General features: G+C 43.4%; 16 protein-coding genes and 3 tRNA genes. 10 read left to right on the top strand and 9 right to left on the bottom strand.

From position 1 onward, the window contains the following. Nucleotides 1-2 precede the first annotated feature (2 nt). The 5 genes from L0P89_RS13575 to thrA all read right to left on the bottom strand — a co-directional run bounded on the left by L0P89_RS13575 (nt 3) and on the right by thrA (nt 6,713). Nucleotides 3-854, bottom strand: a complete 852-nt coding sequence (locus L0P89_RS13575; protein ID WP_235265655.1) for a sugar nucleotide-binding protein — start codon at nt 852-854, stop codon at nt 3-5. Nucleotides 855-860: 6 nt separating this feature from the next. Continuing rightward, complete coding sequence (gene gcvT, locus L0P89_RS13570) at nt 861-1,946, bottom strand: glycine cleavage system aminomethyltransferase GcvT (RefSeq protein WP_235265654.1); 1,086 nt, start codon at nt 1,944-1,946, stop codon at nt 861-863. Between the two features lie 98 nt (nt 1,947-2,044). Beyond that, nucleotides 2,045-3,337 carry a threonine synthase gene (gene thrC, locus L0P89_RS13565; RefSeq protein WP_235265653.1) on the bottom strand — a complete coding sequence of 431 codons (1,293 nt, stop codon included), beginning with the start codon at nt 3,335-3,337 and terminating at the stop codon, nt 2,045-2,047. Further along, nucleotides 3,334-4,266, bottom strand: coding sequence for a homoserine kinase (locus L0P89_RS13560; protein WP_235265652.1), 933 nt, complete (start codon nt 4,264-4,266; stop codon nt 3,334-3,336). Before L0P89_RS13560 ends, thrC begins: the two co-directional genes overlap by 4 nt. Nucleotides 4,267-4,268: 2 nt before the next feature. Then, nucleotides 4,269-6,713, bottom strand: a complete 2,445-nt coding sequence (gene thrA, locus L0P89_RS13555) for a bifunctional aspartate kinase/homoserine dehydrogenase I (protein ID WP_235265651.1) — start codon at nt 6,711-6,713, stop codon at nt 4,269-4,271. 251 nt (nt 6,714-6,964) lie between these two features. Here thrA and L0P89_RS13550 point away from each other — a divergent pair, with 251 nt between their 5' ends. Beyond that, a complete protein-coding gene (locus tag L0P89_RS13550; protein ID WP_235265650.1) occupies nt 6,965-8,512 on the top strand; it encodes an NAD(P)H-hydrate dehydratase in 1,548 nt (515 codons plus the stop codon). On the opposite strand, the gene L0P89_RS13545 is transcribed toward L0P89_RS13550, so the two are convergent. Together L0P89_RS13545 and L0P89_RS13540 are read right to left on the bottom strand one after the other, a co-directional pair. Beyond that, nucleotides 8,509-8,928, bottom strand: a complete 420-nt coding sequence (locus tag L0P89_RS13545) for an STAS/SEC14 domain-containing protein (protein WP_235268045.1) — start codon at nt 8,926-8,928, stop codon at nt 8,509-8,511. The genes L0P89_RS13550 and L0P89_RS13545 overlap by 4 nt on opposite strands. Nucleotides 8,929-9,126: 198 nt before the next feature. Beyond that, nucleotides 9,127-11,679, bottom strand: coding sequence for an ATP-dependent Clp protease ATP-binding subunit (locus L0P89_RS13540; protein ID WP_235265649.1), 2,553 nt, complete (start codon nt 11,677-11,679; stop codon nt 9,127-9,129). 258 nt (nt 11,680-11,937) lie between these two features. On the opposite strand from L0P89_RS13540, the gene gyrA reads away from it, so the two are divergent. Together gyrA and L0P89_RS13530 are read left to right on the top strand one after the other, a co-directional pair. After that, entirely contained in the window at nt 11,938-14,469 is a 2,532-nt protein-coding gene (gene gyrA, locus L0P89_RS13535; RefSeq protein ID WP_235265648.1) for a DNA gyrase subunit A, read from the top strand. 28 nt (nt 14,470-14,497) lie between these two features. Further along, on the top strand, nt 14,498-15,760 hold the full coding sequence (locus L0P89_RS13530; RefSeq protein WP_235265647.1) for a tetratricopeptide repeat protein: 1,263 nt from the start codon (nt 14,498-14,500) through the stop codon (nt 15,758-15,760). 57 nt (nt 15,761-15,817) lie between these two features. Here the strand turns inward: L0P89_RS13530 and L0P89_RS13525 are convergent, their stop codons facing one another. Beyond that, nucleotides 15,818-16,567 (bottom strand): NlpC/P60 family protein, encoded by a 750-nt coding sequence (locus tag L0P89_RS13525; RefSeq protein WP_235265646.1) that lies wholly within the window; start codon nt 16,565-16,567, stop codon nt 15,818-15,820. A gap of 17 nt (nt 16,568-16,584) precedes the next feature. After that, nucleotides 16,585-17,757 carry an acetyl-CoA C-acyltransferase gene (locus L0P89_RS13520; protein WP_235265645.1) on the bottom strand — a complete coding sequence of 391 codons (1,173 nt, stop codon included), beginning with the start codon at nt 17,755-17,757 and terminating at the stop codon, nt 16,585-16,587. 112 nt (nt 17,758-17,869) lie between these two features. On the opposite strand from L0P89_RS13520, the gene L0P89_RS13515 reads away from it, so the two are divergent. From L0P89_RS13515 to L0P89_RS13485, 7 genes are all read left to right on the top strand, one after another. Further along, a complete protein-coding gene (locus L0P89_RS13515; protein ID WP_235265644.1) occupies nt 17,870-19,909 on the top strand; it encodes an HD family phosphohydrolase in 2,040 nt (679 codons plus the stop codon). 97 nt (nt 19,910-20,006) lie between these two features. Next, on the top strand, nt 20,007-22,451 hold the full coding sequence (locus tag L0P89_RS13510; protein ID WP_235265643.1) for a Plug domain-containing protein: 2,445 nt from the start codon (nt 20,007-20,009) through the stop codon (nt 22,449-22,451). Nucleotides 22,452-22,535: 84 nt separating this feature from the next. After that, nucleotides 22,536-22,622, top strand: a tRNA-Ser gene (locus L0P89_RS13505). A 77-nt stretch (nt 22,623-22,699) separates the two neighbouring features. Continuing rightward, a tRNA-Pro gene (locus tag L0P89_RS13500) sits at nt 22,700-22,774 on the top strand. Between the two features lie 53 nt (nt 22,775-22,827). Next, a tRNA-Arg gene (locus L0P89_RS13495) sits at nt 22,828-22,901 on the top strand. 519 nt (nt 22,902-23,420) lie between these two features. After that, a complete protein-coding gene (locus tag L0P89_RS13490; protein ID WP_235265642.1) occupies nt 23,421-23,594 on the top strand; it encodes a hypothetical protein in 174 nt (57 codons plus the stop codon). Nucleotides 23,595-23,604: 10 nt separating this feature from the next. Further along, a complete protein-coding gene (locus L0P89_RS13485; protein ID WP_235265641.1) occupies nt 23,605-23,754 on the top strand; it encodes a hypothetical protein in 150 nt (49 codons plus the stop codon). Nucleotides 23,755-23,843 lie beyond the last annotated feature (89 nt).

The following is a 23,843-nucleotide window of genomic DNA, read 5'->3' as shown; positions in this document are numbered from 1 at the left end:
ATTCATTCGATCATGAGATGGTGGTCGATGATTTCTTGGCAACTGATACGTAGGCTTTTGGGCAGCTTGTTGTCTTTGGGAAGTACGGCCAAGTAGCGATCTTCATTGGTGGTGAACACCCTTTTGAGAATCGGGTGAAAATTCCCCATGCGCTTGATGATCTCTTTCACGAATTCTTCATGGTGAATCAAATCATTACTGCCCAAATGAAAAATGCCGCTTTTGTCCCGATTGATCAAATAATGTATCTGTTGCACCAATCGGTCATCATTGGTCACGTTCAGTATCAAGTTCGGAAATACTTCAACGGGCTCATTATTTTCTACAGCTGCTTTTATTTGTTTGACTCGGGGTGAGGTGTTGCCAAATACCATAGGCACCCTAAAAATCCCGATCTTATGCTCGGGCAACCGCAGCAACATGTTCTCAATTTTTATCTTAAGCTTGCCATAAATACTCTCTGACAGCGTTTTGTCATGTTCGTAAGAGGGAAACTTGCTATATCCATCGAATACATTGGCCGAAGAAAGAAAGTATAATTTACAGCGTTGGTTGGCCATATACTCGACCAAATGTTGATGCGCTTGTACCTGGGCGGCAAAATCGCCCCTAAGGGCCGAAATAATGTATTTGGGTCTTACTTGCTGAAGAATACGAAATATGTCATCTTCGGCCATATCATATTTGAAAAACTGCTGATTGTCTTTGAAGGTTTTATTGGAAAAATACGTGCCGTAGGTATCAAAATAATTGCACAGCTCTTTGTAGAGTGCATGGCCTACAAAGCCACTTCCTCCCAAAATCAGTACTTTTTTGCCTTTCTCCCGCTCTAATCGTTTCTTCTTTTCAGGCATTTGGCACTAACCTTTATAAAACGGGGGTTTGACAATGGTGGCAGCGACCGATTTTTTTCTAATGGCAACATAGATCTGCCCTCCTTCTTTGATATGGGCTGTCGAAACATAGCCCAGACCGATACCTTTTTCAAGTGATGGCGACATGGTGCCCGAAGTTACTGTACCTATGGGGTTGCCTTCGGCGTCGATAATATCGTAACCATGTCTGGGAATGGCCTTTTCGTTCATTTCGAATCCGATCAGCTTTCGGTCAACGCCTGCTTCTTTTTGCTTTGCCAAGGTCTCAGCGTTGACAAAATCTTTGGTAAACTTGGTAATCCAGCCCAAACCTGCCTCAAATGGAGAGGTAGTGTCATCAATATCGTTTCCATAGAGACAATAGCCCATTTCAAGTCTCAAGGTATCACGGGCCGCCAAACCGATGGGCTTGATACCGAAATCTGCTCCGGCCTCAATGACCTTGTCCCATACTTGTTTGACCTCGTTGTTCTTACAGTAAATCTCAAAGCCCCCTGAGCCGGTATAGCCCGTAGCAGAAATGATGACATGATCAATGCCGGCAAAGTCTCCCACTACAAAATTGTAGAATTTGATACTTGACAAATCTATGGATGACAATGATTGCATGGCCTCAACCGCTTTCGGGCCTTGAATGGCCAATAGGGAATAATCGTCAGATATATTGCGCATGTCCGCACCGATGGCCCCATTGTATTTTGAAATGTGTTCCCAGTCTTTTTTGATGTTCGATGCATTGACCACCAGCAGATAGGTTTCCTCCTTTACCCTGTACACGATTAAATCGTCAACGATACCACCTGTCTCATTGGGCAGGCAGCTGTATTGCGCCTTGCCCACCGTGAGCTTTGAGGCATCGTTGGAGGTCACCTTTTGGAGCAGGTTCAATGCATTTGGGCCCTCGATCAAAAACTCGCCCATATGTGAGACATCAAACACGCCCACAGCCTCGCGAACAGTTGTATGCTCAGCATTTACCCCCTCGTAAGATACGGGCATCTCATACCCTGCAAATTCAACCATTTTGGCCCCAAGTGCCTTATGTGTACCTGTCAATGCGGTCGTTTTCATATGCTTCTTTTGGCTGCGCAAATGTATTGAAATAATGTCGTAACCACGAGGAGAACCGCTACGTTTTAGAAGTTTTTTGACAAACTGATCAAAATGTTTTAATCCATTAAGAAACTCTTGAGTTCAGCATATTTTTTGATAGGAATCGCGATTTTCTCTTTGTCAATGACCCTTTGGATCTGTGGTGGAATATCAAGGGAAACATCTAGTGTTTCTTTGACCACATCTAAAAATTTGATGGGGTGGGCGGTTTCCAAAAAGATACCGGAGATACCTGGATTGTTTTCCATGTATTTTTTTAATCCCAAATAACCAACGGCCCCATGGGGGTCCATCATATAGCCTGTTTTGCCATACACATCGAACATCGCGGCCTTCGTCTCTTCATCCGTAAAGGAAAAGGAAGAAAGATATCGTTGCAGCTTTTCAAAACTGTTTTCAAATAAGTTTTGGATCCGTATAAAATTACTGGGGTCACCAACATCCATGGCGTTTGAGATGGTGGCAATGGAGGGTTTAGGGCTATATTCGGCACTCTTCATATAGTTGGGTACCACATCATTGACATTGGTCGCCGCCACAAAGTGTTTCACGGGCATGCCCAATCGATGTGCCACCATACCTGCACAGATATTGCCAAAATTTCCGCTCGGCACCGAAAACACAATGTCCATTTCCCGTTTTTTTGAATCGCGATACGCGAATAGATAATAGAACATTTGGGGTAACCAACGGGCCACATTGATGCTATTGGCCGAAGTCAGTTTTCTTTTCTTGGTAATATCCACATCTAAAAAAGCATCTTTGACCATGCGCTGGCAATCGTCAAAAGTGCCCGAAACTTCCATGGCGGTTATATTCTGGCCCAAGGTGGTCAATTGGCGTTCTTGAATGTCACTGACCTTGCCGCTGGGGTATAGAATCACTACTTTCGCCCCTTCAACACCTAAAAAGCCATTGGCCACGGCACCACCCGTGTCGCCAGATGTGGCCACCAAGACCGTAACTTCTTCATCTGAGGTTTCTGAAAAATGCCCAAGGCAGTTTGCCATAAACCGGGCACCGACATCTTTGAACGCCATGGTCGGACCATGAAAAAGTTCTAAAGTGGCAATGCCTTCTTCAATGGTGACCAAAGGAAATTCAAAATCAAGAGTAGCGGCAATAATGTTTTGAAGGGCATTGTTTGAAATGTCTTCGCCTACAAATTGTTGAATCGCCTGAAAAGCAATCTCGTCTTTTGAACGGTTCTCAATTTGATCAAAAAAAGAAGATGGTAGTGGTTCTATGCGTTCTGGAAAATACAGTCCTTTATCAGGTGCAATACCCCTTACGACGGCTTCTTTGAAACCAGCCATATGGTTTTTGTCGTTCAGGCTTAAATATCTCATGTGTGTGCTTTGATGCGCTTGATTCCCTCTGAATTGATCTTCGACACATGTACGTCGAAATCAACATCTAATTTCAAATACGTCTCTTTCATGGCCCTTGCCACCTTTTCGGCAGTCTCGATTCCCCTGCTCAACGCAAAAATCGATGGCCCTGAACCTGATATGCCACAGCCCAGCGCACCTGCTATGATTGTTGCTTCTTTGATTTCATCAAACCCCGGAATCAAAATCGACCTGATGGGTTCTATGATATGGTCTTCAAGCGAACGCCCGATCAACCCATAATCTTCAGTAAAGAGCCCTGCCACCAAACCCCCTAGGTTTCCCCATTGCTTGATTCCTTTTTCCAAGGAAATATTGGTCTTTATCACCTTTCGGGAATCGGCTGTTTTGATTTCTATCTGAGGATGGATTACTGTTGCAAACAATTCTTTGGGTGTGGGGAGCGGCACTACATCCAAAGGATCATAACTTCTGACCAATGTAAATCCGCCATAAATCGCCGGAGCCACATTATCGGCATGGGCCACGCCACTCGCCACTTTTTCACCCTGCATCGCAAATGCGATCAGTTCTTGTTTTGTGAAAGGCCTACCCAGCAGTTCATTGACAGCCCAAACAGCCCCTGCCGCACTGGCTGCACTACTACCGATACCGCTGCCCGGTTTGATTTTCTTGTCTATTTCGATTTGAAAACCAAATTCGGTATCGAAGTCTTCAAGCAGGGCGATTATGGCCGCACCGGCCACATTCTTTTCTGCTTCAAGGGGGAGCTCTTGCCCAATGATCTTCGTGATTTTCACACCTTCTTGTGCTACCTTTCGCACCACCATCTCATCGCCCACCCCATCTAAGGCGAGGCCAAGTACATCAAACCCGCAAGAGATGTTGGCTATGGTGGCCGGACAGAATATTTTGATTTCTTCCATTCCTAAAAGTTTCCTATTCTGACAATATCGGCAAAAATGCCCGAAGCGGTCACATCGGCCCCTGCCCCTGCTCCTTTGATAATCAAGGGCTGCTCGATATATCTGTCAGTATAAAACAAAACAATGTTATCGCTTCCTTCCAGATTGTAGAAATCATGCCCCTCCGGAACGTGCTGCAATCCAACCTTTGCCTTACCATTTTCAAACTGCGCTACATATTTCAATCTGCACTTTTTTGAAGCCGCCTCCTCGAAAATCTTTTGAAAATGTGCTTCATATTTTATCAAGGATGCAAAAAAATCATCATTCGATGCTGTCTTCAAACTTTCTTGGGGCAAGAACGATTCGTTTTCGATATCATCAATTTCAAGTTGATATCCACTTTCCCTGGCCAAGATCAAAATTTTTCGCATCACATCGATGCCACTCAAATCGATTTTCGGGTCGGGTTCTGTATACCCACTTTCTTGGGCTTGCTTGACCACATCGTGAAAAGTGATGGCATTATTGAAATTGTTGAACACGAAGTTTAGACTGCCCGAGAGCACCGCTTGGATTTTATTCACCCTATCGCCCGAGGCGATTAAATGTTTCAGTGTATCTATAATGGGTAAGCCCGCGCCTACATTGGTCTCAAATAAGAACGGTGCATTGAATTCTTTTGATAACCGTTTCAATTCACCATAGTGACCATACCCTGAAGAGCAGGCTATCTTATTACAGGTCACTATTGAAATGCTTTCTTTTAGATAGCTACCATAACTATTGGCGACTTCTTCACTTGCCGTATTGTCGACCAAAATACTGTTTCGATAATTGAGCTTCTTAATCGTCTCGAGAAAAAGGTCTCGATCTGCTTTTTGTCCCTCAGATATGGATTGTTGCCAATTTTTTAGGTCCACCCCATCCTCATTAAAAACCATGGTACGCGAATTTGACAGACCGATGACCCGTACATTTAAGCGCAACTCTTTTTTTAAGTACTTCCCCTGTTTTTGCAATTGCGCCAACAATCGAGAACCAACGTTACCGACTCCGATGACAAAAAGATTAAGTTGTTTGACCTGTTCCTCAAAAAATTCTTCATGAAGTGTATTGAGGGCTTTTTTGACATCTTCTTTGGCAATGACCGCAGAAACATTCCGTTCTGAAGCGCCTTGGGCTATTGCCCTTATGTTCACATTGTTCTTGCCAAGCGCACTGAACATCTTGCCGCTGAGACCTTGATGGTTTTTCATATTGTCACCCACCAAGGCGATAATGGCCAAATCGCTTTCAACAATTACAGGTTTGATGCGTTTGGTATTGATTTCGAGCTCAAAGGCATCGTCGACGGCCTTGGCGGCCCTTTCAGCATCGTTATCGGCAATACCCACGCATATCGAATGTTCTGATGAGGCTTGGGTGATCAACACCACGCTTATGTTTTCAAGAAACAAGGTTTCAAAGAATCGTTTTGAAATACCCGGAATACCCACCATACCGGGGCCCTCAAGCGAAAGCAGTGTGATGTTCTCGACATGACTGATGCCTTTGACCGTTTTTCCCCCATTGTTTTGGTTTTTCGATATCAAGGTACCCGCATCTTCAGGAGCAAACGTATTCTTGATATGAATCGGAATGCCCTTGCCCAATACGGGCTGTATGGTCGGGGCATAGAGTACCTTGGCCCCAAAGTGCGAGAGTTCCATGGCCTCTTCAAAAGAAATATGCTCGATGCACTTTGCCTGCTTGACCAATTTGGGGTTCGCGGTGAACATACCACTGACATCGGTCCATATTTCCAATGCTTCGGCCTCTATTGCCCCGGCAAGAATTGCCGCCGTATAGTCAGAACCGCCCCGGCCCAAGGTGGTCGTCTTTCCAGATTTTGATGCGGCTATAAATCCCGGTAGCATGACTACCCGTTGTTCCATCCCATCAAGAAAATCCTTGCAGTTTTTCTGGGTCTCATCGAAAAATACCGCTGCCCTACCGTTTGTTTCATCGGTCACGATAAGTTCTCGACTATCTTTGAAAACAGCATCTAACCCTTCCCTCTTAAAATATTCGGCAATAATGAACGATGATAGCAGTTCGCCATGTGAAACAACCTTGTCAGACAGGCTAGGTGTAATTTCCCCAATCATAGCGGCCCCTTCCACCATAGACTCCAATGCATTCAAATCGGTCTTGACCTTGCCCAAAATGGCGCTCTGTTCTTTGGGTGGGAACAGTTTTTTGACCGTTTCGAAATGTTTCTTTTCAAGTGTTGAGAACAACTCTTTATACTTTGAATCGTTCTTTGAAGCAAGTTCTAAAGTCTCAATCAATAAATCGGTAATGCCGCCAAAAGCCGAAACCACTACCAACACTTTATCTGTCGCGGTATTGGCAACAATTGATTTTACGCGTTTTATGTTCTCTGCGTTGGCAACCGAAGTGCCCCCAAATTTCAATACTCTCATGATTCAATTCTTAAAATGGAAATAGTAAAAACAGGTTTTTGGACGGAATAATATACTAGCGCTACCCCAAAGGGGTGGTAGTGAAACCTGCTGTAGTGGTAGAAATCAATTGGTCTGAATGACGAAATGTATGTATGAACTCGGCTTGCATGGTTATGTTGAAGCTTCAAATGTAGTATTTTTGACCACCTTGTCAAACAACAAAAAGCATTTTTACGAATTAGGCACCGATATACCTCTAAATTTAACGAATGAAAATTTTTAGCGCAGAACAGATCTATAAAGCTGATGGGTTGACAATCAAGAATCAGCAGATAACAAGTGATGTGCTTATGGAGCGGGCGGCCATTGGGCTATTCGAATGGTTACATGAACGATTACAAGGCGCCTCGGTCAAAATTCATATCTTCTGCGGCATCGGCAACAACGGTGGCGATGGCATTGCACTGGCCCGGCATCTTCATGAGCACGGTTATGACGCTGTGGTGCATGTGGTCAATTACAGTGAAAAACGCTCAAAAGACTTTTTGATCAATCTTGAGCGGTTAAAAGACCGTAAATTATGGCCTGAATTTCTGAACGAAAAAAGCGTATTGCCAGAAATAGATGAAAACGATATTATCATCGATGCTATTTTTGGTATTGGACTGAACAGACCTCCTACCGATTGGGTCGCCAACTTGATCAAGCATTTAAATGCTTCGCGAGCTTTTACGCTCTCGGTCGATGTACCCTCCGGACTTTTTCCAGATAGGGTTCCTGATGATTTTGATGCTGTTGTACGGGCCAATTTTGTGTTGACCATACAAGCGCCCAAATTGTCATTTTTTCTTCCACAGACCGGAATTTTCATCAATCAATGGGAAATCATCGATATCGGAATGGACGGCCAATACCTTTTGGAAACCGAAACCGATTATGACTTCATTACAAGAGCTGAAATAATGCCCCTTTACATACCCCGTGAAAAGTTTGCCCATAAAGGCACCTATGGGCATTCGGTCGTTCTTGGTGGTAGCTATGGCAAAATAGGAGCTGTTGTGCTTGCTGCGAAAGCCGCCCTTGCCATTGGCAGCGGATTGGTAACTACTTATATACCCGAATGTGGTTACAAAATACTGCAAACGGCAGTGCCCGAAGCAATGGTCGTAACCGACGGTGAAGATGACTTTATCAACCATATAATCATTCCCTTTGAACCTTCGGTCATTGGTCTGGGAATGGGACTTGGCACAAAAAGCAACACCGTAAGTGCCATTGCGAAATTTTTCGGCAACAACAAGAAACCTCTCGTCATAGATGCCGATGGACTCAATATCTTGGCGAAGCATCCAGATTTGTTGAAAAAGCTTCCTCCGAAGACCATCTTAACCCCTCATGAAGGCGAATTAAGACGTCTGTTGGGTGATTGGAAAGATGATTTTGATAAGCTGAAAAAAGCACGGACATTCTCAAAAGCACATGACTGTGTCATGGTGGTCAAAGGTGCCCATACCGTTGTGATCTATGACGGGAAAGGGTATATCAACTCCACCGGAAATCCAGGTATGGCCACCGCAGGAAGCGGTGATGTACTTGCGGGAATGCTTACAGGGTTATTGGCGCAAGGATACCCGGCACCACATGCTGCCATTTTTGGTGTTTTTTTGCATGGTTTGGCGGGTGATCTGACAGCTTCAAAAAAGGGATATGAAGCAGTCACCGCCTTAGGTATAATCGATACTATCGGTGATGCTTTCGTGGCATTGTTCAATAGTGACATGGAAAATGCCAAAAAGAAAACTTCGGCAAAGTCTTAAAGCTTGCTTTTGCCCTTTTTGGCCTTGAGCCTTTTTTTGACCCAGACCACTGCATTTTCATATTCGATGAAGAACTCCATGTTCTTCTTATAGAAAAGCTTCTCTATTTTGAAGTTGTGCATATCGATTTCCTTTTTGGAAACGATGGCAAAAGCCTTCAAATTGTCAAGCCCCCTGAGGTAAGTATAGATAATCGGATCTATGGCGTATGAATTTTTTCTAAGGCTGATATACCCAAAGGGTCGGTTTCTGAAGTGAATTTCTGAAATCCCTATTATTTGATATGCCCTTTCTAAAGTCAAAGTGGCCCCTTCATCAAAACTCGAGACCATATAATTGTCGTAGACCTGAACAGTACCGATATCAAGCTGATATTCCTTTACTATTATGGCCTTTTTGTTAGACCCAATCTTCATTTCCATCTTCTATAGTGTCTCTGCGAATGTAAAGGGGTATAGATGTAAAGGAAAATAATTTAGATTAACAGTCAAAAAATCGTATATGGTGTCATAAAAGTGTTGCCAGCTCAAACAATTCTTACAAATAGCATTGAAAAGAAAACAAAAAAGCCCCATAAAAATGGGGCTTATATTACTGTGCTTTGGAAAAATCCCTTATTCGGTTTTCGAGGACTTTTTTGCCTTTTTGATTTTTATGGTCAACTCATCTTTCTTTTCGTCAAGATCCATGAAAATGCTATCGCCTTCTTCAAGGTTTGAGTTTACAATCTCTTCCGCTAAAGAATCTTCAATATATTTTTGAATGGCACGCTTCAATGGCCTTGCCCCATATTGCTTGTCAAAGCCTTTCTCGGCAATATAATCTTTGGCCTTGTCGGTCAGATCAAGGTCATAACCGATATCTTTGATACGCTTGTATAGTTTCTCGAGCTCAATATCGATGATTTTGTGGATATCTTCCTTTTCAAGGGGATTGAAGACGATCACATCATCTATTCTGTTCAAGAATTCTGGTGCAAATGCCTTTTTCAACGCATTTTCAATAACACTCTTTTGATGGCTATCGGCCTGCGCCTTTTTGGCAGCGGTACCAAAGCCCACACCCTGCCCAAAGTCTTTCAACTGTCTCGCCCCTATATTCGAGGTCATGATGATGATGGTGTTTCTAAAATCGATCTTACGGCCAAGGCTGTCGGTCAAATAACCGTCGTCAAAAACCTGTAAGAGCATATTGAACACATCGGGGTGTGCTTTCTCGACTTCATCGAGCAATATTACGGAATAGGGTTTTCTGCGAACCTTTTCGGTCAATTGACCGCCTTCTTCATAACCCACATAGCCAGGAGGCGCACCTACTAATCTAGAGATAGCGAACTTCTCCATATACTCGCTCATATCGATACGGATCAGGGCATCTTCTGAATCGAACAGTTCTTGCGCCAAAATTTTGGCCAATTGGGTTTTTCCGACCCCCGTCTGACCCAAGAAAATAAAAGAGCCAATAGGTTTGTTCGGATCTTTGAGTCCTGCCCTATTGCGCTGTATGGCCCTTGCCACTTTTATCACGGCCTCATCTTGGCCAATGACATGCCCTTTGATCAGGTTTGGCAACTCGGCCAGTTTATTGCTTTCGGTCTGTGCGATCCTGTTGACGGGCACACCGCTCATCATCGAGACCACATCGGCGACATTTTCTTCAGATACGGTCTCACGATGAAGTTTACTCTCTTCTTCCCAACGTTCTTGCGCAAGTGCCAGATCTTTCTCAAGCCGTTTCTCATCATCGCGCAGTTTGGCGGCCTCTTCATATTTCTGCTTCTTGACCACGCTATTCTTCAATTCACGAACCTCTTCAAGTTTTTGCTCGAGTTCAAGAATTTGTTTGGGCACGTCCATATTGACAATATGTACCCGTGAACCGGCCTCGTCAAGGGCGTCGATTGCCTTATCTGGCAAAAATCTATCGGTCATATAGCGATTGGTCAACTTAACACAGGCGATGACCGCATCATCGGTATAATTGACATTATGATGGTCTTCATACTTGCTCTTAATGTTCATCAAAATCTCAATGGTCTCCTCAACGGTGGTAGGTTCGACCATGACCTTTTGAAAACGACGTTCCAATGCCCCATCTTTCTCAATATACTGCCGGTACTCATCGAGTGTGGTGGCACCGATACACTGAATTTCTCCCCTTGCCAAAGCAGGTTTGAACATATTGGAGGCGTCAAGGCTGCCCGTGGCACCCCCTGCACCGACAATCGTATGTATCTCGTCTATGAACAAGATGATGTCATCGTTCTTTTCCAGTTCGTTCATGACCGCTTTCATACGCTCTTCGAACTGGCCACGGTACTTTGTTCCTGCCACTAAAGAGGCGAGATCCAATGTGACCACCCGCTTATTATAAAGTATTCGTGATACCTTTTTGTTGATGATTCGCAGTGCCAGACCTTCGGCAATGGCACTTTTGCCCACACCAGGCTCACCGATCAACAACGGATTGTTCTTTTTTCTTCTGCTCAAAATCTGCGAAACCCGCTCGATTTCCTTTTCACGGCCTACTACGGGGTCTAATTTGTTCTCTTCGGCCAGTTTGGTCAAATCACGTCCAAAATTGTCAAGTACGGGCGTTTTCGATTTTTTGCTTCCTTTTTGTGAGCTCCCCGTGCCAAAACCTGCATCTCTTGCATCTCCAGAATCTTCAGGATCACTGGGAAAAGATTCTGACTTGGGTGAATCTACATAGTCATCCTCACTGGTGATCATCGACTTGAACTGTTCTTTCACATTGTCATAGTCGACCTTTAGTTTGTGCAACAACTTTGTAGTGGGGTCATTTTCGTTACGAAGAATACATAGTAATAAATGTGCCGTATTAATCGAAGAACTCTGAAAAAGCTTGGCCTCTAAAAAGGTCGTTTTCAACGCTCTCTCGGCCTGTCTCGTCAAATGCAGGTTCTTTTTATCTTTTTGCGTGGTTCCGGCACCGGGATTTGCCGGACTCAATATTTCTACTTTTCTTCTCAGGTGGTCCAAGTCCACATCAAGGGCATCAAGAATATTGATGGCCTTGCCATTACCGTCACGCAACAGACCCAACATCAAATGCTCGGTGCCAATAAAATCATGGCCAAGCCTCAATGCCTCTTCTTTGCTATAGGCAATGACATCTTTTACCCTTGGTGAAAAATTATCATCCATAAATTTTCTTTTCAGCAATTAAAATTAATAAAAGTAACCATACTTAGGTCAAATACCATACCCTTATTCGATAAACTCTGTCGAAATGACGAAAAAAAGTGCTTTTTTGTGTTTTTTTAACGAGTGGACGACTCTAAAAATCAATAACATTTGATGTTGATAAAATTTTGAATAAAGTGTTTTTCGAATTCTGTCAAAGTGGTGAATTTGCGTATATTGCCCCGATGTTTTAACCTCAAAAATCATTAGGATTTTAGTATGGCTGAAGGAGAAAAATTGATACCTATCAATATAGAGGATGAGATGAAATCTGCCTACATCGATTATTCGATGTCGGTCATTGTGTCACGTGCCCTGCCAGATGTCAGGGATGGTCTAAAACCAGTTCATCGAAGGGTACTTTACGGGATGCACGAATTGGGTGTTCGTTCAACCAGTTCCCATAAAAAGTCGGCGCGTATCGTAGGTGAGGTACTGGGTAAGTACCACCCCCACGGCGACACTTCCGTTTATGATACTATGGTTCGTATGGCACAGGAATGGAGCCTACGCTACATGCTCATCGATGGCCAGGGCAATTTTGGATCCATCGATGGTGATAGTCCGGCGGCCATGCGATACACCGAGGCCCGGATGCGAAAAATCGCTGATGAGATGTTGGCCGATATCGACAAAGACACGGTCGATCACCAGTTGAATTTTGATGATTCGTTGGAAGAACCGACAGTGCTTCCCACCAAAATCCCGAATCTTTTGGTAAACGGTGCTTCGGGCATTGCCGTGGGCATGGCCACCAACATGCCACCACATAACCTTTCTGAAGTGGTCGATGGCACCATTGCCTATATCGACGACAATACTATCGAAATCGATGAGTTGATTCAGCATATCAAGGCCCCTGATTTCCCTACTGGGGGAATCATATATGGCTACGATGGTGTCAAAGAGGCATTTCATACCGGTCGTGGCAGAGTGGTCATGAGGGCCAAGGCGACCTTTGAAGAGGTTCAAGGAAGAGAATGTATCATCGTAACCGAAATACCTTATCAGGTAAACAAGGCCGAAATGATCAAAAAGACGGCAGACCTTGTCAACGATAAGAAAATTGAGGGTATTTCGACCATTCGTGATGAGTCTGATCGAAAAGGTATGCGCATTGTCTACGTGTTGAAACGTGACGCAATACCCAACATAGTGCTCAACATGCTGTACAAATATACGGCACTCCAGTCTTCATTCAGTGTCAACAATATTGCATTGGTGAAGGGTAGGCCTCAGTTGTTGAACTTAAAGGATATCATACACCATTTTGTGGAGCATCGTCACGAAGTGGTTGTGAGAAGAACCCAGTTTGAACTCAAAAAAGCTGAAGACCGGGCCCATATTTTGCAGGGTCTCATCATCGCTTCTGATAATATTGACGAGGTAATCGAGATCATTAAGGCTTCCTCAAATGTTGAAGAGGCCAGAAGCAACCTTATCAAACGCTTCAAACTGACCGAAGTTCAGGCCAAGGCCATCGTTGAGATGCGATTGCGCCAATTAACGGGACTTGAGCAAGATAAGCTTCGCGAAGAATATGACGAGCTTTTAAAGACCATAGAAGACCTCAAGGATATTCTGGCCAAGAAAGAACGCCGAATGAATATCATCAAAGAAGAACTTCTTCAGGTAAAGGAAAAATATGGTGACGACCGTAGGTCTGAAATCAATTTTGCAGGGGGCGATCTCAGCATTGAGGACATGATTCCCGATGAGCAAGTGGTCATTACCATCTCGCACGCCGGATACATAAAACGTACTCCCCTTTCAGAATATAAGACACAGAACCGCGGTGGAGTCGGTCAAAAGGCTTCCTCTACTCGAAATGAGGATTTCTTAGAGCATCTTTTTGTGGGCACCAATCATCAATATATGCTCTTTTTCACCCAAAAGGGAAAATGCTTCTGGATGCGCGTCTTTGAAATTCCCGAAGGAAGTAGAACTTCAAAGGGAAGGGCCATTCAAAACCTGATCAACATTGACCAAGACGATAAGGTCAAAGCCTTTATCTGTACCCGTGACCTAAAAGACGAAGATTATGTGAACTCGCATTACGTCATTATGGCCACCAAAAAAGGTACGGTCAAAAAAACATCTTTAGAGCAGTATTCGCGTCCACGACAAAATGGTATCATCGCTATTTCGATTCGTGAAGATGATGAACTGTTAGAGGCCAAATTGACAACCGGTACCAGCCAAATTCTCTTAGGCCTTAAATCGGGCAAGGCGATTCGCTTTGAGGAAAGCAAAACACGGCCCATGGGTCGTAACGCGGCGGGTGTTAGGGGTATCTCCCTAGCCCATGAAAATGATGAGGTCATAGGCATGATCTCAGTGCATAATTTTGAAGATGACATCCTTGTTGTATCTGAAAATGGATATGGTAAGCGATCGACCATCGATGATTATCGCATTACCAATAGAGGTGGCAAAGGGGTAAAGACCATATCGATTACCGAAAAAACCGGTAATTTGGTGGCCATAAAAAATGTCAGTGATTCCGATGACCTCATGATCATCAACAAATCGGGCATTGCCATTCGAATGAGTGTTGAAGATCTTAGGGTAATGGGGCGTGCGACCCAAGGGGTCAAATTGATAAATCTGAAAGACAGTGATTCTATCGCGGCGGTGGCCAAAGTGATGAAAGATGAAGATGCGGTTGATGATACCGAACTGCGCAATATAGAGGTAAAAGGCGAAGATGGCATGGCTCTTGATGAAGGTAAAGACGAAACTGAAAAATAAACAAACTAAATACTAAATTGCATTACTGATGAAAACTCGAATTTTAATAGCACTCACTGTATTGGCAACTACAGTGGGCTTTGCACAGAAAGATGAAATAAAAGCTGCTGAAAAAGCCATGAAAAATGGTGATGCCGCTACGGCCAAGGCAGCTTTGGAAGGAGCCGCCTCAACCGTTGACGGGGCCGATGCCAAATTGCAGGCACACTACTACTTTGTCAAAGGAAATGTATATGCCGATTTGGCGCAAAAAGGAGACACAGGTGCCTTCGAACCCGCCATTGAAGCTTATCAGAAAACTATTTCTGTAGAAGAAGAAAGCGGTAAAGCCAAATATTCAAATGAGGCCAAGCAAAAGCTTTCGCAGATGACCTCTGATCTGGTCAATGCGGCAGTTGCTGACAATAACAATAAGAAATTCAAAGAAGGTGCCGAAAAACTCTATATGAGCTTTAAGCTTAGCCCTACTGACACCATCTATCTTTATTATGCGGCCAGTAGTGCGGTAAATGGCGCACACTATGACGAGGCGTTGGCCTACTACAATGAACTAAAAGAGCTGAACTATGACGGTTCAGAAACAAAATATTCTGCAACCGAGATTGCAAGTGGCGAGACTGTTGAGATGGCCGCACAAGAATACGACCTTTACAAAAAGTCGAATGCGTACAAAGATTTCAAGGAAGAAAAGACTCCTTCAAAAAAAGCGGAAATCGTCAAGAACATTGCCTTGATCTATCAACAGCAGGGCAAAAATGAAGAAGCCTTGGCGGCTTATGAAGATGCTATCAAAAGTAATCCTGATGACGTGAACCTTGTCTTGAACAAAGCAAACCTCTATTACACCATGGGCGACAAAGACAAGTTTAAGGAGTTGATGGCCGAAGCATCTGCAATGGCTCCTGACAATCCTGATCTTCTTTATAATATTGGCGTCATCAATATGGAGCAAGGAAATATTGAGGAAGCCCGTGATGCCTATAAAAAAGCACTCGCAGTCGATCCTAGTTATGTGAATGCATTGTTGAACCTTTCAACCACTTATGTAAACGAAGGCAATGCCCTTATCGATGAGATGAACAGTTTGGGTACTTCAAGGGCCGATACCGAACGATATGAAGAATTGAAGCAGAAAAAGGACGATTTGTTCCAAGAAGGTGCAACGGTTTTGGAAGAGGCCCTTAAGGCAAATCCCGATAACGAAAGCATTCTTACCCAGTTAAAGAATATTTATGGCGCCTTGGGCGACACTGAAAACTTCATGAGAGTCAAGAAGTTGTTGGGCGAATAGTATTTTCTCTAATTATTTTAAAAAAGGGGTCTTGACCAAAAATCAAGGCCCTTTTTATTATGCTATTTTCTTGATCACCCTAAGTTGATGGGTATATCTATTGATTTCGGTGTTGAAAATGCCTGTATGGTCCAATCTATCGATTCTCACCCTACCGTTGACATGAATGATGTAATTGTCGGGCAAAATGATCCCGACATGATCGATCCTGGCTTCCTTATCATCAAAAAAAGCGAGGTCGCCCGGCTCACTCTCCTCAATGAAACTAAGGGCTTGGCCTTCTCTAGATTGTTCTTCAACATCCCTTTTCAATTGATATCCATTAATTCTGTACACCATTTGTGAAAATCCGGAAGCATCGACCCCAAAGGGGGTCTTGCCACCACTGAGAAACGGCGCATTCAAATAGAGCAAGGCGGTTTCGACCAAGTTTTTCTTTTTCTTGGCACCCTGCACCGCATTGCCCTCAAAGTGGTGCTTCAACAATTGGCTTCCACTGGTAATCGAACCGAACAAAATGGGCATCAAGCTTTGATTGGAAAGAGCTATATGCGCTATAAGGTCTTGCGACAGTTCTTCCGCCCCAGAGGTCAATCCTTTATATTCATCTTCAGTAATTTCACGGTATTGCCCGTTTTCGACCCATCCTTCATGGTGGTCATAGGCGTTACGGATCTTCGACCACTTTTTTTGCTGTTCCAAAACTTTAAAGCCTTCCCCATAAAGCAATTGCGAGGTCATTTCGGCCATGTATTCTTTATCGGCCCTAACGGGAACAATACTTAAAGGACAGATACCGTACTTCATGAAAGCTGGCGCTGCATTTATCGTTCAATAACCATTGCAGAAGCGCCACCTCCACCATTGCATATCGCCGCTGCACCTTTTTTGGCATTTTTCTGCTCAAGAACGTTCAACAACGTGACCAATATTCGAGCACCTGAACAACCCAGTGGGTGGCCTAAAGAAACGGCCCCACCGTTTACATTGACATTTTCATCGGTTAGCCCAAGAAGTTTGATATTGGCGAGACCCACTACCGAAAAAGCCTCATTGAACTCAAAATAATCTATGTCTCCGATCTTTAGGTCAGCCTTTGCCAGCGCTTTTGGCAATGCCTTCGCTGGCGCTGTGGTAAACCATTTGGGTTCTTGGGCCGCATCGGCATAACTGACAATCTTGGCCATCGGCTTTATGGAAAGCTCTGCAGCCTTTTCGGCACTCATGAGTACCAATGCTGCAGCACCATCATTGATGGTAGAAGCATTCGCTGCCGTGACTGTGCCTTCTTTTGAAAAAGCTGGGCGTAAGTTCGGAATCTTATCCATCTTCACGTTCTTGTATTCCTCATCCTCCGAAACGACAATGGGTTCTCCCCTACGCTGCGGGACCTCAACAGGAATGATCTCATCTGCAAACTTACCTTCATTCCAAGCCTTTGCAGACCTCTCATACGATTGAATCGCAAAAGCATCTTGCTCTTCCCTAGAGAAATTATGTTCAACCGCACAGGCATCGGCACATACACCCATCGCATGTTGATCGTAGACATCGACCAAACCGTCTCTCTGCATTCCATCGACCAAAGTGGCGGGGCCAAATTTTTGGCCGTTCCGCATATGCACATAGTGGGGTATTAGGCTCATACTCTCCATACCTCCGGCCACAACAATATCGGTATCGCCCAATGCAATGGATTGGGCAGCTTGCATCACCGCTTTCATGCCTGAGGCACAAACCTTATTGACCGTGGTACAAGGTACTGTATCAGGAATTCCGGCATATAGGGCCGCCTGGCGTGCCGGGGCTTGGCCCGTACCGGCCTGTACCACATTGCCCATTAATACTTCATCTACCGTCTCAGGCTTTATTCCCGCTTTTTCAAGAGCGCCTTTAATGGCAATTGCACCCAATTTAGGGGCAGGAACACTAGAGAGCGCGCCCATAAAACTTCCAATCGGGGTTCTTACGGCAGATACGATGACAACATCTTTCATAACCTAGTTTTGACTGCTGCGAAAATACAAATTTAATGTCAGGCGATTGACATTCTTATCTTTTGAAAACCCTATCCTATATTTTTCTATTTTTGAAGCACACTGCTAAAAGATGGGAAAGACTTTAGATGGCTTTTACAAGAACCAATCGGTTATTTACAAGTATTTTCTTTATGTCGTATCGGCTGCCCTTATCGTTTTCTTTTTTCCCAGAGGGGGAAAATTCAAATATGAATTTCAAAAAGGAAAACCATGGCAATACGAAAACCTATACGCTCCGATCGACTTTACCATCAAGAAAACAGATGAAGAAATAGCGGAAGAACGGCAAGCCATACGCGACAGTGAGGTGGTATATTATTCTTTTGACGATCAAATCTTTCAAGATGTCTTATCAGATTTTGAGAAGGGTCTCAGAAACACGAAAGATCAAGGTAGTCTGACCAATAGCCAATACAACCGTTTTTTTGCAATCGGCAGTGAACTGCTTGACCAAGTGTATGAAAATGGGATTTTTCCTTCACTTCCCACTAGCGGTACGGTGGCTTTGGTCAAAGACAACCAAGCCCAGACTTTGGGCAGCATATTTATTAGAGATGTGCAAAAAGCCGAAACGTTCATTCAAGCCGAGATCAATGACCAAAATCTTGGTGTGGGATCTGGCATATTGTACCAAGCCCTTACCGGGGTTCTTAGACCCAATGTGCTGCTCAATGAAGAGCTCACACAAAAAGCATTGCAAGAAGAACTTTCACAGATATCCATTACCAGGGGTGAGGTCTCGCAAGGCACCTTGATCATAGCCAAAGGTGAAGTGGTCGAGTCTCAAAATTTAAAAATGCTCACTTCCTTAAAAGAAGAGTTTGAGTCAGAGCTCTGGAAAGGCGACAATTTTTATTATATCATGTTCGGCTATGCGGTATTGGTCGCCTTGGTATTGATGATGCTCTTTTTGTTCTTGAAGAAATATCGACCAGAAATATATGCCAACGATAACAAGGTGACCTTTATTTTTTTCAATGTCATCTTGATGGTCTTCGTGACCACTTTGGTGGTCAAGACCAATGAGGCCTATGTTTATGTGGTACCGCTCTGTATTCTGCCGTTGATTCTCAAAAACTTCTTCGATGCAAGATTGGGGCTTTTCGTTCATGTGCTCACCATTCTGATATTGGGTTTTGTGGTGCCCAACAGCTTTGAATACATCTTTTTGCAAATAATAGCGGGCATTGTCACCATACTTACCGTTTCGGAACTATATAAAAGAGCCAATCTTTTTGTATCGGTCGGTCAAATCACGCTGATTTATATTGTGGGATATTTTGCCTTTCACATCATTCATGAGGGAAATATCAGTGGAATTGAATGGATAACCTTCGGAATCTTTCTGTTAAACGGCATGATCACCCTATTTGCCATGCCACTTATATACCTGTATGAAAAAATCTTCAAGTTGGTTTCAGATGTTTCGTTATTGGAGCTCTCAGATACCAATTCAAAACTTCTGAAAGAATTGGCAAACAAAGCTCCGGGCACCTTTCACCACTCACTACAAGTGGCCAATCTTGCCGAAGCCGCCGCCAATGAAATACGGGCCAATGCCATGTTGGTCAGGGTGGGCGCGTTATACCATGATATTGGCAAAATGAACCGGCCTACTTTTTTTACCGAAAATCAGACGACAAATGCAAATCCGCATGACGACATGCCGCCTAAAGAAAGTGCAAAAATCATAATCGACCATGTGATTGAAGGTATAGAAATAGCTCGGAAAAACAAGATTCCCGATAGGGTCATTGATTTTATCAGAACCCATCACGGCACTACCTTGGTCTATTATTTTTATAAAAAGCAGCAAGAAATGGATGAAACTGCCAAGGATTCTGATTTTAAATATCCCGGCCCCATTCCATTCTCAAAAGAAACAGCAATATTAATGATGTCAGATGCAGTTGAAGCAGCTTCAAAAAGTCTCAAAGAACCTACGTATCCCATCATCGACAATTTTGTTGAGAAAATTGTGCAAGGCCAAATTGCGGCCAATCAATTCTTAAACGCCAATATCACTTTCAAAGAAATTGAAGCGGTCAAAAAGGTCTTGAAGAAAAAGCTCACCAATATTTACCATTTAAGGGTAGAATATCCAGAGTAGATCGTTAAAGAATTGAAAAACAAGGAGGTTTTTCTGGTTTAATATGCTAACTTTAGTTAGGCTTAAAAGTATTCCTTCTATAACTAATAGTAAAACTATGAAAAAAAGGTTCCTGCTCACAGCTTGCTTCGTTTTTGGCTTTTTTCTTCTTGCACAATCTCAAGCCCATGGTCCCCAAGCTGAATTATCACGTTCTTTTCACCAAGCTAAACCGTTCTACCAGAATACACAGAAAGATTCGCTCGCCATATGGCGTGAACAGGTTCTTTTACATACAGATTCAGAAGTATACAAACCTAAAGAAACCCTTTTTTTTAAAGCTTATGTGCTTACAGGACCCAAACAATTGCGCATAAGTGCAAGCACCGTGCTTCGTGTAGAGCTTTTAGATACCAAAGGCAATCTGGTCATTGACCAATACCATAGAATTGAAAAGGGTTCTACGGATGGCATCATCGAGCTCCCCAAAAAAATCGATGACGGCAAATATTACCTAAGGGCCTACACCCGTTGGATGTTGAACTATGGGGAAGAAAGCCTTCCTGTAAAAGAAATCTTGGTCTCAAAATCAAAAAAAGGGGAAGATTATAAGAACCGATCGATAAGCATCGTCGCAGAAGGTGGTCACTTCGTGACCGGCCTTGAAAATAGAGTCGTTATATCAGACAGTGACGGAGGTGCCATTAACGGAGCCATTATTGATGAAAAAGGCATGTTGGTGGCCCAGGTGATGGATTATGGCAGTGGTTTGGCAACTTTTACATTTGTGCCGGGCGAAGGTGAAACCTATTATTTTGAAAGACGTGAAGGAGAAAAAATCAGGTTGGCACCATCCCTAGAAGAGGGAGCAGTACTTCATGCCAGTAACATTAATGATGAAAAAATACAGGTCAGGGTCGGTATCACAGAAGGTTTACAGGATGGAACATATTACCTTAAGGGCACCAATAAAGACAAGGAGTATATAACATCTGAAATCAAGTTTGATAATAACAAAGACTTTGTCGAGGTAGATATCAAAAAAGAAGGTCTCCCCGAAGGTTTGTTACATCTAACCTTGGTCGATGCATATGACCAAATATGGGCGGAAAGACCCTTTTATATCGGTGAAAAAAATCTTAGGTTTAGCTTTGTCGAAGAATCCCGGCCCATAGAAGAAGGCAAGCGAAAGGTTCGTTATAAATTACGGTTGATCGATGTTGAAGGCAATCCTGTTTCTTCTGAGGTCATGGTAAGCATTAAAAATGTTGACAACATCGCTGATGCGATGGCACAGGCAAGCGATGAACGAGGTATTAGTTTTTTGAAAGATCTCAAGGTTTTGGCCCAACGCTTTCCTGAAACAACATCAATGGCCCCCGAAAACGAGTTACCCGATCAAATCAGCTATTCTTTTCAAAATGGTTTGGAATTCTATGGTCAGGCCTATGATTTGAACAATAGCCTGTTGGCCAACGACAAGATCCAAATTTTTATCAAAGACAAGAAAGATATTGAAGTAAGGGAAGTTGACACCAATTCAAAAGGCCTGTTTACTCTAACAGGGCTTCAATTTGAAGGCGAGGTGACCATGACATTTAGAAGAGAGGGTAAAAACGTCAAAGAACAATTGGTAAAGGTAATTCCCTATCGATATGAGTTACCCAAGCTACAAATGGACAAAGGAGCGGTCGTTGAGGCCCGTGAACAAGTTCAGCAAAGCGGACAGATGATACCCCAAAAACGATTGTCAGACTTTGATTTTGAAGACAAGCCTTCCAATTTGATTGCTTTGGAAGCCGTTACCTTGATCGGGCAAAGAAAGTTGGGCAAAGTTTCGGCATCGGTGTACGGCATTGAACCAAGCAGGGTGGTCTACCAAAATCCTGAACGACCAAAAACCTTGCCCGAACTGTTCTTGGGCATTCCGGGGGTATATGTTTCCGGACTGGGAGATTTAAACCCCTCTTTGGTACTACCAGCTATGGCAGGCGCTGGGCCCGTGTTATGGGTAGTAGATGGTTTTCCCCTAAGTCAAGATTCGTATTACGCTCCCCCATTAGGGGCGGCCACATCATCTGCAAGTGATTTTATATCATTTGGAAATGACATTGATAATTCTGCATCATCAGGCACGCAGCCGAGCAAGTTAAGGGAAGTGATGGACATGGTTCCATTTTCTGATGTAGAGCGCATTGAACTGCTTTTTGGGGCCAACGCCGCCATATACGGAACCCGGGGCTCGGGCGGGGTGATTATGATCTACACCAACCAAGGTGCCTATTCAACGGAGTCTGTAAATAGAAATGAAGCACAGATCACTTTTGAAGGGTTTCAACCCCCTATTGACGTGGAAGATTACTTTGCTTCAAAAAAAAGAAAATCATCAAAGACCAAAAGCCTTTCAACTTTATATTGGAACCCCACTTTAAGAACAGATGAAAATGGAGAGGCTTCCCTAGAGTTCATTGTTCCCAAAAATCTCAAAAGTGTGCTTTTAGATGTCAAGACCATAACCCCAGAGGGCAAAAGAGGCACTTTGAGTTCTTTATCAAGATTATAGCCAAATAATTAAAAAAATAATTGCTTCCTTACAATTGAAAAAGTATTTTTGCATCCGCTTTTTAGCGGAGTTCGTTTAAATATTGGAGAGGTGCCGGAGTGGTAACGGAGCAGATTGCTAATCTGTCAGCGCGTAAGTGCTGCCCGGGTTCGAGTCCCGGTCTCTCCGCCAGAGTGAGCTAAGAAAGGCCCACAGACCAGCTGGCCCTTTTGCCAAAATGTCGACAAGGCATTTTATAACGCTCAGTACGGGGTGTAGCGTAGCCCGGTTATCGCGCCTGCTTTGGGAGCAGGAGGTCGCAGGTTCGAATCCTGCCACCCCGACAAAAACAACCGGACAAAGTGTCCGGTTTTTTGTTTTATTTTTAAATATCTATGGTCGCGTAGCTCAGCTGGATAGAGCATCTGCCTTCTAAGCAGACGGTCACAGGTTCGAATCCTGTCGCGATCACGAATGAACCAACAAAAAGGTTGAAACCAAAGCAAGCGAAACCAATAGCTTGCTTTTTTGTTTTGCGCAGGTTACGGTTTCTTTTTGTTGGTTCTCAACGCGGAGCGTTGCAGTGATGACCTCGCTCAATCCTGCCGCGATCACAACACTCAAAAAACCACGCGGAAGGCGTGGTTTTACATTTTATGGAGCGTTGAAGGCCACCGCCTTCATAAGCGAGGTAAAATGTGAAAATACAGAGCACTGCTCTGTGGTTTTTTATTTGCAACCCCGGGCGCCAAGGAAGAACAAAGTTAATCCTTCCTTAATCACCAGTAAAATAAGGGGGAAGCCTTCAAACCTATCCGGAGGCTTTGGATTTATAAATATTAATGAGCTTTTGAAATTTTAACATTTTTATTTCTTAACTCTCAAAAAATGAGAGTGTAGTTGAACATCTTTACCATGAAATCAAAACAGCGCGCAAGAGAATTCTTGGTTTTGGTTAAAAGAACAATGTTAAATATTAAAACAAATTAAATGGAAAATTTTGGACTTGAAGAATTGAATGATCCAGCCCAAAAATCTCTTGAAGGAGGTTCTTGGTTAGGTAGAGGAATTGGTTGGGTTTTAGGAGCTGCAGTAAGGTACGGAGGACCTAATGGAGCGATAACCGCACACACGGATATGATAGTCTATTTTGCACAGAAATAAAATTTTAGTCATGGAAAATAATATGATTGAATTAAGCAGTAAAGAGGCCGTAGAACTAAATGGTGGAGGTTGGTTATATGATCTTTATCGAATAGTTATGGCAGAAGCCAATGATTTTGTAGGCGGTTTTAAGGATGGATTAAACAATGGCATTAAATAAAACTCGTCCTTCTCTATCAGAGTATAGAAAAATCGTCCAGAAAAAATATTCTGGACGATTTTTACTTACTTATTGATTTTAGATTTGAG

Origin of the sequence: Muricauda sp. SCSIO 65647 (genome assembly GCF_021534965.1) — a bacterium.
Taxonomy (GTDB): domain Bacteria; phylum Bacteroidota; class Bacteroidia; order Flavobacteriales; family Flavobacteriaceae; genus Flagellimonas_A.
This window is presented reverse-complemented; position numbering and strand designations above follow the sequence as displayed.